Annotated in this window: 9 protein-coding genes; 3 read left to right on the top strand and 6 right to left on the bottom strand. The window is 72.4% G+C overall.

What is annotated here, in order from left to right; all coding sequences use genetic code 11:
- Nucleotides 1–66 precede the first annotated feature (66 nt).
- Nucleotides 67–1,485, top strand: a complete 1,419-nt coding sequence (locus FXF51_RS40890; RefSeq protein WP_148440147.1) for an MFS transporter — start codon at nt 67–69, stop codon at nt 1,483–1,485.
- A gap of 69 nt (nt 1,486–1,554) precedes the next feature.
- Here FXF51_RS40890 and FXF51_RS40885 read toward each other — a convergent pair whose 3' ends face one another.
- From FXF51_RS40885 to FXF51_RS40870, 4 genes are all read right to left on the bottom strand, one after another.
- The gene (locus FXF51_RS40885; RefSeq protein ID WP_148440146.1) at nt 1,555–3,207 is read right to left on the bottom strand and encodes a CotH kinase family protein; all 1,653 of its coding nucleotides are present in this window, start codon (nt 3,205–3,207) and stop codon (nt 1,555–1,557) included.
- Between the two features lie 6 nt (nt 3,208–3,213).
- Complete coding sequence (locus FXF51_RS40880; protein ID WP_148440145.1) at nt 3,214–3,891, bottom strand: DUF4956 domain-containing protein; 678 nt, start codon at nt 3,889–3,891, stop codon at nt 3,214–3,216.
- Between the two features lie 6 nt (nt 3,892–3,897).
- Entirely contained in the window at nt 3,898–4,809 is a 912-nt protein-coding gene (locus tag FXF51_RS40875; protein WP_148440144.1) for a polyphosphate polymerase domain-containing protein, read from the bottom strand.
- 180 nt (nt 4,810–4,989) lie between these two features.
- Nucleotides 4,990–5,853, bottom strand: coding sequence for an LLM class F420-dependent oxidoreductase (locus FXF51_RS40870; protein WP_148440143.1), 864 nt, complete (start codon nt 5,851–5,853; stop codon nt 4,990–4,992).
- A 768-nt stretch (nt 5,854–6,621) separates the two neighbouring features.
- On the opposite strand from FXF51_RS40870, the gene FXF51_RS40865 reads away from it, so the two are divergent.
- Both FXF51_RS40865 and FXF51_RS40860 read left to right on the top strand, forming a co-directional pair.
- Complete coding sequence (locus tag FXF51_RS40865) at nt 6,622–7,284, top strand: hypothetical protein (RefSeq protein ID WP_148440142.1); 663 nt, start codon at nt 6,622–6,624, stop codon at nt 7,282–7,284.
- A 139-nt stretch (nt 7,285–7,423) separates the two neighbouring features.
- Entirely contained in the window at nt 7,424–10,252 is a 2,829-nt protein-coding gene (locus FXF51_RS40860) for an ATP-binding protein (RefSeq protein WP_148440141.1), read from the top strand.
- 72 nt (nt 10,253–10,324) lie between these two features.
- Here the strand turns inward: FXF51_RS40860 and FXF51_RS40855 are convergent, their stop codons facing one another.
- Nucleotides 10,325–12,496, bottom strand: a complete 2,172-nt coding sequence (locus tag FXF51_RS40855) for an ATP-binding protein (RefSeq protein WP_148440140.1) — start codon at nt 12,494–12,496, stop codon at nt 10,325–10,327.
- A gap of 30 nt (nt 12,497–12,526) precedes the next feature.
- The gene (locus tag FXF51_RS40850; protein WP_187414843.1) at nt 12,527–13,486 is read right to left on the bottom strand and encodes an alpha/beta hydrolase; all 960 of its coding nucleotides are present in this window, start codon (nt 13,484–13,486) and stop codon (nt 12,527–12,529) included.
- Between the last annotated feature and the right edge of the window lie 151 nt (nt 13,487–13,637).

Here is a 13,637-nt window from a genome sequence, read left to right as displayed (position 1 = left end):
TGACCATTGGTCTCTAAGTGTGTTAGGTTCCCCTTACCTGAGTACGGCCGAGGAAGGGACGTCGTGATGAGCAGAAGGTTGTCCGAGGCCACCGCGAACCCTGCCGCAGGAGAAGCCCGCACCTCGATCATCGTCACCGCGCTGCTCCTCGCCTCGCTCGGCGTCGCGATCGCGCAGACGATCGTGGTCACGGCGCTGCCCGTCTTCGGACGTCAACTCGGCGTCCCCGCCGGCTCGGCGGCCTGGCTGCTGACGGCGTTCATGCTGTCCTCGGGCATCGCCACCCCCATCGCCGGACGGGTCGGCGACCTCTTCGGCCACCGCACCGTCATGATCGCGGGCCTCGTCGCGCTGACCATCGGCAGCGTCGTCGCGGGCGTGAGCGACCTGGCCGGCTCCTACCCTGGGCTGCTGATCGCCCGTGTGCTCCAGGGCCTGTCGGGGGGCGTCTTCCCCGTCGCGTTCGGCCTGGCCCGCAGGTCCGTTCCGCCGGGCCGGCTGCCCGGCGTCGTCGCCGCGCTGAGCGCGATGTTCGGCGTCGGCGGCGCGCTCGGCATGGTCGTCGCCGGGCCGATCACCGGAGCGCTCGGCACCTCCTGGCTGTTCTGGACCACCGCCGTCATCGCCACCGCCGCCCTGTTCTGCACCGCCTTCCTGCCCGGCCACGAACCGCACCAGGGGGCGCGGCTCGACCTGCTCGGCGCGCTGCTGCTGTCCGGCACCCTGGTGTGCCTGCTGCTGGCCATCAGCCAGGGCAGCGCCTGGGGATGGGGGTCCGCTGCCGTGTGGACGCTGTTCGCCGCCGCCGTGGTGCTCGCCGCGCTGTTCGTCGCCGCCGAACGCCGCGCCGCCGCGCCGCTCATCGACCTGCGCCTGGTGTACGCGCCGCAACTGCTTCCCGCGCACCTCGCCACGCTGGTGATCGGCATCGGCATGTTCGCCGCGATCACGCTCATCCCGCAGTTCACCCAGGCGCCCACGAGCACCGGGTACGGGTTCGGCGACAGCCCCAGCCAGACCGGGCTGCTGATGGTGCCCGTCGCGCTGTTCATGGTCGTCGCGGCTCCGCTCGGCACCCGGATCGCCCGGCTGACCAGCAGCCGTACCGTGTTCCAGATCGGCGCGGTGCTCGCCGGGGTGGCGCTCGCCGGGCTCGCCTTCGTGCACGGGGAGCGGTGGGCCTTCTACGTCGGCGGGGCCATGCTGGGGTTGGCCTACGGTCTGGCGTTCGCGTCCCTGGGGGCTCTGGTCGTGGGGGTTGTGGAACACCATCAGACGGGGGCCGCCACCGGCCTGAACACCATCCTGCGCACGATCGGCGGGGCGGTCGGGGCCCAGCTCGCCGCGGCCGTCATCACCGGCTCCGCTCCCGCCGGAGGGCTGCCCACGGAGGCCGGTCATACGGCGGCCTTTCTCACCGCCGCGTGCGTCGCCGCGGCGGCCGCGATTGCGGCGGCGGGGATCTCGCTCAAGCGTGCCGGCTGACGGGCAGGCGCCTTGGCCCGGCCCCGCGGGCTCGATGAGCGGGGGCCGGGCCGGTGGCGGGTCACGGTCCTACGCGCCGGTGATCGCCTTGTCGGCGCGCAGGGTCTGGGTGCGCGTCTGGAGGAAGGTACGCAGGGTTTTCGCCTCTTCCTCGATCTTGGCGGGGTCGGACTTCTCGTTCAGGTTGTACGCCGCGACAAGGTCGTTGACGAGGCCGGTGGCGGTGCCGCTGCCCAGGAGCTTGGTGTAGAGGGCGCGGTACTGCTCCTCGTAGAGCTTCTTGAAGGTGGCGTTCGCGAGGAACTTCTCCTTCAAGGGGTGGCCCATGCGCATCATCCCGCCGCCGCCACCACCGCCGGGCGGAGCTTGAGCCTGCTCGTTCTGCTGGTTCTGTTGTGGACGGCCTCGGCCGAAGCCCATGCTGATCGTGTCGTTCACGCCGCTCTCGGCGTTGCCGTTGAACGCGAGGTTCAGGTCCCAGGTGACGACCTTGAACTTCTTGGTGTCCAGGTCGTACCACAGGTAGTAGTTCTTGCCGGGGCCGGCCATGTCGTCGAAGTTGACCATCATGTTCTGCAGGACCAGGTAGCGGGCGAACGACTCCACATCCAGGCGATCGGCCAGGCCCTTGGCGAACTCGGCGTCCGAAGCCTCGTTCACCCACTTGACCAGCTCGATGACCGGCTGCATGTCCTTGCCGCCCACCTTGTTGATCTGCTTGAAGTCGGTGGTGTACTCGGTCTGGTCCTCGCCCTTGTAGGTGAAGGATCCCGAGGCCAGCGACTTGTACAGGACGCCGTCGCCGAGGGTCTCGGCGTAGCCCTCGTCCAGGTACTCCACCAGGAGGCGCGGGGTCGAGGAGCGGCCGTTGACGGTGAAGGAGCTGTAGGTGGAGCGCTGGGTCGGCTCGCCGGACGCGCCCACCAGGGCGATGCCCAGCGCCTCGTTCAGCATGGCCGTCGAGCCGGTCGAGGCGGGGCGGACGGCTACCTGGCTGTGGCCCTGGTAGCGGCGACCCTCCACGAACTCGTCGAAGCTGATCAGCCACGGGAGGTTCTCCGGTTCCTCGCCCTTGAGCTGAGCACCGAAGCCTCCGGGCCCGCGACCGCCGCCACCGCCCGGTTGCCGGCCGGTCTGCGGCTGGCCCGTCTGCGGCTGGCCCGCTTGGGGCTGATCGGCTTGGGGTTGATCGGCTTGAGACTGGTCGGCCTGAGGCTGGTCGGCTGGTTGTTGCCGGCCGTTGCCAGGCGGTTGGAAGCCGTCCGGAGGTTGGAAGCCCTCGGGGACGCCCGCGGGACGCCGCCCGCCACCCCCGCCCATGCCGCGCTGCGCCGACTGCCCCTTCCAGGTCAGCCCCATCAGCGTGGAGTTGCCCTTGAGCCGGACGCCCACGCTGGGGATGCGGGTGCCGTCGATGGTCAGGTCGGCCTCGACGTACTTCTTCTCGCCCTCCTTGAGGTACTCGGCGAGCATGTCCTCGTAGGCGGCGTCGGGGAAGGTGAGCGTGACCTGGTGCGGCACGGAGGCGTCGAACAGGTCCTTGGTGCCGGTCAGGTTGGTGACGACGGTGGCGGCCTCGGTGGTCTGCGAGGTGGTGACGTACGGGCGGATGGTCCCGCTGCCGAACACGCCCCAGCAGGCCGCCAGGAACGCCACGCACAGCGCGACCAGCTTCCAGTTGTGCCGGAGCTTGACCGGGATGCGATGTCTGAGTCTGGTCATGACCGCCTACAGGTCGGTCTGGTCGTATCCGGTCAGGACGGTGACCGACTGGCCGTGGTTGCGTTCACGCAGGGCGGCGATGACGTCCGCGGGCTCGCTGCCCTTCTTGATCTTGACGGTGTACATCAGCTCCATCAGCGCGCCCGCCCTGATCGACTCCATGCTGACCAGCTCGAACTCGTCGGTGTGGCGCACCAGCACGTCCTGGATGGCGTGCGTGTAGTCGTCGTCGGAGGGCACCTGGACCTTGACCACCTGGCGGCGCACGTTCAGCGCGAACCAGTTGAACCGGCTCATCAGCATGACGATCAGCGAGATGGCCACCGCGGCGACGACGGCCAGCAGGTAGAAGCGGGTGCCGACGGCCATCCCGACGCCCATCACCAGGAAGATGAACCCGACGTCGCGGGTCTCCTTGATGGCGTTGCGGAAGCGCACCACCGACAGGGCGCCGACCAGGGCGAAGGCGCGGGCGATGTTCGAGCCGACGACCAGCATGATGAGCGAGATCAGCATGCCCAGGATGACCAGCGTCTGCACGTACGACTGGCTGTAGGACACGTTGCGGTGCGTCGCCCGGTACACCCAGCCGATCATCGCGCTGAGCACGAACGACAGCGACATCGCGATCGCGATGTCCGCCACGCTGAACGTGCCGGACAGGTCCTGGAACGAGAAGTCCATGGGGGGTCAGGCCTCCGAGAGAATGCCCGGCCGGTCACGGCCGAGATCGTGGTCGAGGTCGAGGTCGTGGTCGGGGATGTGGAAGATCGAGCGGGGTGCCAGGCCGTGCGCCTCGACGCTCTGGCAGTACTTGGAGACCCGCACCACCTGGAGGTTGCGTTTGGCGGTCAGGTCGGTCAGCCAGTACGGCACCCGGTCGTTGGCCTTGACCTCGACGATCGCCTTGCGGGCCGGCACGATGAGCCGGTTGGTGGCGTCGGCGCCGAGGTGGAAGTCGCGGTCCCGGCCGCGGACGCGGTGATCGAAGGTGACCCGCAGGCCCACGTCGGCGTCACGGCCGACGTAGGCGTGCCGCTGGTAGCCGGTCATCGCCACGGCCCGCAGGTCCAGGCGCACCACCAGGTCGAGCACCTCCTCCAGGAAGGCCTGCTCGGAAGGGTCGCGCTCGACCAGTTGCCGCCCGTCGCACAGCTTGAGCGCGTCGGCGTACGGCAGCCGGACGCGGCGTTTCTGCGTCACCCGGTTGACCCGCTGCTTGATCTCGACGAACACCGGCGTGGCGGCGTCCACGGCGAACCGGTCGCCGTAGTGGCGCACCCGCAGCTTCCTGCGGAACTTCAGCCCCTCGATCTTCTCCCAGTAGAAGCGGAGCTGCCGGGTGTCGTAGTAGACGCTCCAGATGCCGTAGCCGGTGTCGCCGCTGTGCCGGTCGCGATCGAGGCGCTGCTCGATCTCCTCCCGCAGTTCGGCCGCCTGCGCCGCGTCCACCAGGTACTTGATCTCGTAGCGGTTGAAGGCGTGCAGCTTGCTCGGCGCGCGCAGCCGGTGGCCCAGCTCGCCGTTCACCTCGGTGCCGGACACCGGCTGCGCACCGCTGCCGCCTGCGGAAACGGCTGCCTTGCGGAACCTTTTCAGCATGTCCCTCCCTTCGTCAGCACACATCTGACAGCACGAAGCTGGGAATAATGTGTGAACCGCATCTGACGAGAGGGTTAATGGACGGGGTTGTCACTCCTCCTGGTGCTGGTGGGCATCTTGTCTCACGAGCCGCATCGGTAGAGGGTCTGGCCGCCTGGGGTGGGGGTCCGGCCCGGCAGGTCAGCGCAGCGCCGCGGCGAGGGTGCGCCACTCCTGCCGCGGGAAGGCGCCGGAGTCGGCGGTGATCACCTGGACGCACACGTGGTCGGCGCCGGCCGCGCGGTGCTCGTCCAGGCGGCGCAGGATCGCCTCCTCGTCGCCCCAGGCGAACACGTCGTCGAACAGGCGGTCGCTGACCGAGGCCAGCTCGTCGGCCGAGTAGCCGAGCCGCAGCAGGTTGTTGGCGTAGTTGGGCAGCGACAGGTAGCCGCGCAGCCAGCCGTCACCGATGGCCCGCGCCTCCTCCCTGCTCGCGCTGAGTATCACCGTCTGCTCCGGGAGCAGCAGCGGGCCGTCGCCCAGCGCCTCCCGCGCGCGCCTGGTGTGCTCGGTGGTGACGAGGTACGGGTGGGCGCCGCGGGCCCGCTTGGCGGCCATGTCGAGCATCTTGGGGCCGAGCGCGGCCAGCACCCGCCCGTCTGCCGGGACGGGCCGCTCGGCGCGGTCGAGCTCGTCGAGGAAGGCCGTCATCGCCGCCACCGGCTTGCGGTAGCGGGCCGGCTCCTGCTCGGTGTTGATCGCCACCGCGTGGCTCACGCCGATGCCCATGAGGAACCGGCCGGGGTACGTCTCGGTCACGGACGCGTAGGAGGCGGCGACGCCTGCGGGGTCGTGCATCCAGAGGTTGAGGATGCCCGTGGCCACGACGATCCGGTTCGTCGCCGTCAGCAGGTTGGTCACCGCGTCGAAGACCGGCCCGCCGGCGTCCGGCATCCACAGGGCGCTGTAGCCCAGCTCGTCCAGCTCCGCGGCCGCGTCGGCGGCCTCCGCGGGGTCACCGAAACGCAGGTGGTGACTCCACACGCCCACTCCGGAAAGATCCATCGCAACCTCCGCCAGGCCTCGATCACCAAGGGGCACAACCCTATCCAGGAAGATCGGCGCGCAGAAGCACTCGGCGCGAGCACGCTACCGGGTCGCGCGGTGCGGCGATCCGCTCCTCCGGCCCGCTACCCGGCCGCGCGGTGCAGGAGCCGGCTTCTGCCGTCCGCCGCCGTCACCAGCCCGCCGTAGGGGGTGACCAGGCCGGGGGCGGTCTTGACGTCCCAGCTCTGCAGGTTGCCGGGCACGACGTCGGCGGTGGGCAGCCCGAAGACCCGCCCGCCCGCGTACCCGTCCAGTTGCAGCCGCTCGGTCCGAGGAGGTCCACGGCCATCGCCACGGGCGCGGTCCCCTCTCCCTCGATCTCGGTGCTCTGGGCGGTGAGGACGAGCGGGCGCCCGCCGAGCGAGGCGACGACGGGGACGGCGGCCTGGTTCGGCACCGATCGCTTCTCGGTGACGGACCACAGGCGGTCCCCGGTCAGGAGATCGGTCGCGGTGAGGTCGCCGGTGTACTCGGAGCCGCCGGTGCGCTGGTTGACGAGCCGCTGGGTTGCGCAGGCACGCCCACCTGTCCCCCGGCCGGGAACGCACTTCCTCGATCGGTCATCCTGCGACGCCGCCACCGCCCTGTCGTTAGCACTGAGCGCATGATGTGTTGGCGTACAGCGCAGGCGCGATCCGGGCGCTCGGCTTCCGGCGGGGCATGCACGACACTGGCGGGGCATGGTCCCGCCGCACTGTCGCCGGCGCTTACCTCGTGGAGCGGCGTATGAGCACGCACGAACCGCACTGGGAGAACGGCCCGGCGCGGCCCGGCCCGGGCGGGCCGCCGCGACCCGCCGGCGCCTTCGTCGCCCGGATCAAGGCCGGCACCGTCGCGCGCAAGGGACGGGGCGGCTGTCTGATCTGGGCGCTGACGATCTGCGTCGGGCTCGTGCTCTGGCTCACCTCCTCGGACGACGAGGGCGTTGTCCACTCGTTGCTGTCCAGCGGCGGGTCGGTCGTGATGGGCGTCCTCGCGTACGGGCTGCTCGCCCTGATCGTCGTCGCCGCGCTCCTCGCCCTGCACGCGCTGGGCATGTTCCTGTTCGAGCTGGCCAGGCCCCGCTACCTGCGGATCTCGGCGGACGGCGTCGAGCTGGTGCGCGGCCTGCGCCGGGTGCGCTTCGCCTGGCCGCGCATCGGGTTCATCGGCATCGTGCCGGGCACCGGGCCCAAGCCGCGCGCCACCCTGATTCTGCGTCCGATGTTCGACTTCACGGCGCCCGACCCGTTCGCCGGGCAGCGGCTGTCCTGGACGACGGCGCGCTCGCCCTGGCGCGACAAGGCCACCGACACCATCGGCCTGTGCCTCCTGGACGAGCTCGTCACCACGCCGGGCCAGCTCGACGCCGCCCTGCGGCACTTCTTCCCTGGGCCGAGGCAGTGGTGAGGTCCGCCAACGCCGCTGACCAGCAACAAGACGACTCCTGACCTGATAACCGAATTGTCCGCGCCGCAGGTCCCCAGTGCATAATTAGGACGACCCGGAACTGTGGGGTCTGGCTTACGTGACCTGCGCGGGGTGGTGAATGTCGAGCAACGGCCCTTTGCGCGGCAGGCGCGGCGAGTGTGAAACGCTGGATCGGCTGCTCGCCGGCGCCAAGGCGGGTCAGAGCCAGGTGCTGGTGCTGCGCGGCGAGGCGGGGGTCGGCAAGTCCGCGCTGGTGGAGCACCTGGTGGCGAACGCGACCGGCTGCCAGATCCTGCGGGCCGTCGGCATCGAGTCGGAGATGGAGCTGGCGTTCGCCGGGCTGCACCAGCTCTGCATGCCGATCATGGGTCACCTCGACCGGCTTCCCGGCCCGCAGCGCGACGCGCTGGCCATCGCGTTCGGCCTCAGCGCGGGCAACGTGCCCGACCGATTCCTGGTCGGCCTGGCGGTCCTCAGCCTGCTGGCGGAAGCCGCGGAGGAGCAGCCGCTCGTCTGCGCCGTGGACGACGCCCAGTGGCTCGACCAGGTCTCCGCGCAGACGCTCGCCTTCGTCGCGCGGCGGCTGCTCGCCGAACGGGTGGCGCTGGTGTTCGCGGTGCGCACCACGGCGCAGGGCACCGCCGAGGTGCGCTCCTCGGCTCACGGCACCGCCGACGACCAGTTGCGCGGGTTGCCGGAACTCCTGATCCGGGGCCTGCGCGACGACGACGCCCGCGCCCTGCTGGACTCGGTGGTCCCCGGGCGGCTCGACGAGCGGGTCAGGGACCGGATCGTCGCCGAGACCCGCGGCAACCCCCTCGCCCTGCTGGAGCTGCCGCGCGGCCTCACGGCGGCCGACCTGGCGGGCGGCTTCGGGCGGCCCGACGCGCGACCGCTGGCCAGCCAGATCGAGCAGCACTTCCTGGGGCGCATCGAGGCGCTGCCCGACGAGACCCAGCGGCTGCTGCTGGTGGCCGCCGCCGAGCCGGTGGGGGACGTCTCGCTGCTGCGGCGGGTCGCCGAGCGGCTCGGCATCGGCCCCGCCGCCGCGTCGGCGGCCGAGGCGGCCGGGCTGATCGAGTTCGGCACGCGGACGCGGTTCCGCCATCCGCTGGTCCGGTCGGCGGCGTATCGGGCGGCGGGCTTGGAGGCACGCCAGGACGTGCACCGCGCGCTGGCCGAGGCGACCGACCCCGAGTCCGACCCCGACCGCCGTGCCTGGCACCGCGCCCACGCGGCCGTCGAGCCCGACGAGGCCGTGGCCGGCGAGCTGGAGCGCTCCGCCGACCGCGCTCAGGCACGCGGCGGCATCGCCGCGGCGGCGGCGTTCCTGCGGCGCGCCACCGAGCTGACCCCGGACCCGGCCCGACGCGGCGCGCGGGCGCTGGCCGCGGCGCAGGCCACCTTCGAGGCGGGCGCCCCCGACACCGCGCGCGAGCTGCTCGCCGCCGCCGAGATGGGCCCGCTGGACGAGCTGCGGCGGGCCCGGCTGGCCCGGCTCCGCGCCCAGATCGTCTTCGCCCGCAGGCGCGGCGGCGAGGCCCTGCCGCTGCTGCTCGACGCCGCCAAGGCGCTGGAACGGGTGGACGGCGCGCAGGCGCGCGAGGCGTACCTCGAAGCCATCGGATCGGCGATCTTCGCCGGCCGGCTCAACGGGCACGACAGCATGCCGCGAGTCGCCGAGGCCGCCCTCGCCGCGCCGCGCGGGGGGCAACCGCCCCACCTCCCGGACGCGGCCGAGGCCGCCCACGCCACGCAGCCCCCGAGCCTCGCGGACGCGCTGCTCGACGGCCTGGCCAAACGCTTCGCCGAAGGCCACGTGGCGGGCGCGCCGCTGCTCAAGCAGGCCCTCCAGGCGTTCCGGCGGGACCCGTGCGGCAACGGGGACGACATCATGCGCTGGCTCTGGCTCACCTGGCTGATCGCCGGCGACCTGTGGGACGACGAGACGTGGCACGAGCTGACCACGCACGCCGTCCGCACGGCCCGCCAGTCCGGCGCGCTCAACTACCTGCCGCTGGCCCTCACCTACCGCGCCGGCGTGCACGTGCACGCCGGCGCGTTCGACGTGGCCTCGGGGCTGGTCGAGGAGTCCGACGCGATCACGGAGGCGACCCGCAACTCGCCCCTGGCCTACGCCTCGCTGCTGCTCCTCGCCTGGCGCGGCGAGAACGACCAGGCTGCGTCGGTGATGCGGGCCAACGTCCGCGACGCGACCTCCTGGGGCGAGGGACGCGCCATCGGCCTGGGCGCCTACCTGAACGCCGTCCTGCACAACGGGCTCGGCCAGTACGAGGACGCCCTGGCCGACGCGCAGCACGCGGCCGAGCACGAGGACCTCGGGGTCTACGGGTTCGCCCTCGTCGAGCTGATCGAGGCCGCCGCCCGCTGCGACGCCCGCGACGCGGGCGCCGCCGCCCTGCGGCGCCTGGCGGAACGCGCCGACGCCGCCGGCACGAGCTGGGCGCGCGGCGTCCTGGCCAGGTCGAGAGCGCTGCTCAGCGAGGGGCGGGCCGCCGGCCCGCTGTACCGCGAGGCCATCGAACACCTCCAGCGCAGCCGCGTCGCCGTGCACCTCGCGCGCACCCATCTCGTGTACGGCGAATGGCTGCGCCGCGAGAACCGGCGCGCCGACGCTCGTGAGCACCTGCGTACCGCGTACGAGATGCTGAGCCGTTTCGGGGCGAAGGCCTTCGCGGAGCGTGCCCGGCGGGAGCTGATGGCCACCGGGGAGCCGGTGCGGCAGCGTGCCGCCGAGGTGCGGGAGGCGCTGACGGCGCAGGAGGCTCAGATCGCTCAGCTCGCCGCTGACGGGAAGACGAACTCGCAGATCGGGGCCGAGTTGTTCATCAGCCCGCGGACGGTCGAGTGGCATCTGCGGAAGGTGTTCACGAAGCTCGACGTGGACTCGCGGATCAAGTTGCGCGGGGTGCTGACCGGCTCCTGAGGGGTGCGGCGGCCTCGCGGCGCGCGGCGGCTCCGTGAGGGCGGCGGCCGGCCGGTGGGTGGGGCGTGGGGGTCAGCGGTCCGGTGGGGCGAGGGCGTGGGCGATGGCCGTGTCCAGGTCGCTGTGGTAGCCGGATCCGTAGGCGCTGTCGTAGGCGTGGTCACCGAGCCCGGTGCGGACCCGTTCCTCGCAGTCCCGGCGCGCGGCGACCCACTCGGGCACGCCCGCCTGCGACCGGCCGACGGTGTCCCAGAGCTGCTGCGCCAGCCCGAACAGGTACGCGGCGCGCTCCGGATGGCCGACGGCGGCGATCGCGAGCGCGAAGCTGTCGACGGCGACGCCGATCCCGAGTGGGTCGCGCATGCGGTGCTTGACCTCCAGGCCGGCGCGGGCGAAGGTCACCGCGTCCGCCGGACGGCCGCGCGCCAGCTCGGCCCTGGCGCGGACGATGTCGCCGTAGGAACGCTGCCAGCGCTCACCGTGCCGCTCGCACGCGACGCGCATCTCCTCCAGGACGGTGACGGCCTGCTCCACCTCGCCCGCGAGGATGTGCGCGTGGCTGAGCACGAGCCAGGCGATGAGCGCGGCCAGGGTGAGCTCGTCCTCGAGCCGGCCTGCGAGGTGCTCCGTGGCGATGGCCGCCGCCGCGGTGTGCTCCCCGCGGACCAGCGCGGACAGGATCGTCGCGACGAGCGCCCCCCGCAGCGCGCGGACGTCGCCGTACCGCTCGGCCACGGTGACGCACTCGGCGGCCCACGCCGCTCCGGCCGCGCCGTCGCCCTGGGCCGCGGTGAGGACGGCGTAGATCCACAGCGCTCTGGCGTGCGCGGGGCCCGGCTCGGGGGCGCGGGCCAGGGCTCGTTCCAGGTAGCCGTGGCCTTCCCTGACGGCTCCCGTGCCGTACCAGAAGAACCACAGGGTTCCGGCCAGCTCCACGGCGGTGTGCCCGTCGGGCTCGGTGAGGCTGAACTCCAGGGCGGCGCGGAGGTTGTCGTGCTCGGCGGTCATCCGGTCGTACCAGGTGTACTGGTCGGGGCCGATCCAGGCCGCTTCGCCCTCGCGGGCCAGGGCCAGGTAGTGGTCGCGGTGGCGTCGGCGCAGGTCGCCGGCCTCGCCCAGGTGGTGCAGCCAGAAGGCGCCGTACTCGCGGACGGTGTCCAGCATGCGGTAGCGCTCGCCGCCTCCGGTGGGCAGCCAGGCCAGGACCGAGACCTCGCACAGGGTGGTCAGCAGGGCGGGGATCTGGTCTTCCGGCAGGCGGTCGTCGGCGCACACGCGGGCGGCGGTGCCGGCGTCGAACGTCCCGGAGAACACGGAGGCGCGCGCCCACAGCAGGCGCTGCTCGGGGGTGCACAGCTCGTGGCTCCAGCCGATCGCGGTGCGCAGCGCCTGGTGGCGGGGCGGGTCGGCGGCGCCACCCAGGCCCTGAGCGACTGCGCTCGCGCCCCCAGCGGCATCGTCGGCGCTCCCGGCGGCGGCGTGGGTGCTCCCGGCGGCGTCGCCTTCGTCCTTGGCTTCGTCGAGAAGGGTCAAGCGGGTCTCCAGCCGGTCGGCCAGCTCCCTCGGGGACAGCTCCCCCAGCCGGGCCGCCGCCAGCTCGATCGCCAGGGGCAGCCCCTCCAGCCTGCGGCACACCCGTACCAGATCGGGCCGGTTGAACGGCGTCACCGCGAAGCCCGGCACCACGGCGGCGGCGCGGTCGGCGAGCAGCAGCATCGCGTCCCGCGGCCCCGAGCCGGTCGCGTCGGGCACCGGCAGCGGCTCGACCGTGACGGTCCGTTCGGCGAGCAGGCCGAGCGGGCGGCGGCTGGTGGCCAGGATGCGCAGCCCTGGCGCGGCGGCGAGCAGCGTCTCGGCGGCCTGCGCGCACGCCTCGATCAGGTGCTCGCAGGTGTCCAGGATCAGCAGCAGCTCGCGGCGGGCCAGGTGGTCGGCCAGCACCTCCAGCATCGGACGGGTGCTGCGGTCCTCCAGCGGCAGCGCCTCGGCGATCGTGTGCGGCAGCGCGGCCTCAGCCCCCGGCGACAGCTCCACCAGCCGCGCCCCGTCGGCGAAGCGCGCCGCCAGCTCGACGGCGGCGCGCAACGCCAGGCGGGTCTTGCCGACCCCGCCGGGCCCGGTCAGCGTCACCAGCCGTGACCTCTCGCACAGCGCTGTGACCTGGGCCAGCTCGTGGCCGCGCCCGACCATGCTGGTCGACTGCTCGGGCAGGTGCCCGATCCGCCGCACTGGTGTCACCGTCATTCACCGGTTTCGTCGCGAAGGGGCCTCGGGTCAGTGCGTTCTGATCCACTGGTCGATGCGGGCGAACGACAGCCCGCCCGACTCGTGCTGTGGCAGGTTGTGGCCGGTCTCCGGCATCACGACGGCGGCCAGGCCGGGCGCCGACGCGAAGTACTGCCTCTCGCTGGCGCGGACGGCGGCGCTGTCGGAGCAGTCGACGACCGGGCCGCAGAAGATCGCGTCCTGCTCGCCCAGCACGACGAGGACGGGGCGGCGCACGCCCCTGGCGTCGTTGACGAGCGGCGGCAGGGCGAGACGGGAGAGGGCGTCGGCGAGTTCGACGCTCGACACGACGTCCTTGTGCGCCTCGTCGTAGGCGATCACTTCGGGGTCGGCGGTCGGGGCGTGGTAGAACGAGGCGCCTCGGGTGCCCGGCCTGGTGGTCAGGTGGCCGAGGTCGGAGATCCGCCCCGCGAACTGCGGGTCCAGGGGCGCGGGGTAGAGGGTGGCGAAGGCGATCGGCGCGCCCAGGCCGAGGGCGGGCGGGTGCACCAGGCCGGTCACGACGAGCCGGTCGGCGTCGCCGTGGTCGGCCGTCTCCTTGATCGCGATCAGGGATCCGAGCGAGTGCCCGATCAGCGTCACCTCGGCGAAGCCCCGGCCGCGCAGCCACCCCACGACCTGGTGCAGGACGTCGGCGTCGGCGGGCACCGTGAGCGCGGTGCTGGGCGGCCTGGTGCTCTCCCCCGCTCCCGGCCGGTCGTAGGCGAGCGTGGCCCTGCCCGCCGCCGTGGTCCTGCGCACGTACGAGTGCGCCCCGGGGTTGACCGGCCAGTCCCAGTAGGCGGAGTTGTACGTGGCGCCGTGCACCAGGACGTCCACCCGTTTCACGCCGCCGGAGTAGGAGGCGGGCGCGCACAGCGTCCCGGAGACCGTGTGATCCCCGGCGGGGACGCGCACGACCGTGCAGGAAGCGGCGCCGTGCGCCGGGGTGGAGCTCAACGCCGTCATGAGTACGGCGATGAGCGCAATTCTTACGAGCGCCCGGCCCTTTGCGAACAAGGTGATCTCCTGACGGCGGCATCGCCATTTCTTTTGGCTGGCCGAACATACCGCAGAATTTCCAGGGAACGAACGCGTCCGGTGCGATTCTTTATATGGG

Origin of the sequence: Nonomuraea sp. PA05 (genome assembly GCF_008086045.1) — a bacterium.
GTDB lineage: Bacteria > Actinomycetota > Actinomycetes > Streptosporangiales > Streptosporangiaceae > Nonomuraea > Nonomuraea monospora.
Note: the sequence above shows the minus strand (reverse complement) of the source record. Positions and strands in the feature narration are given on the sequence as shown.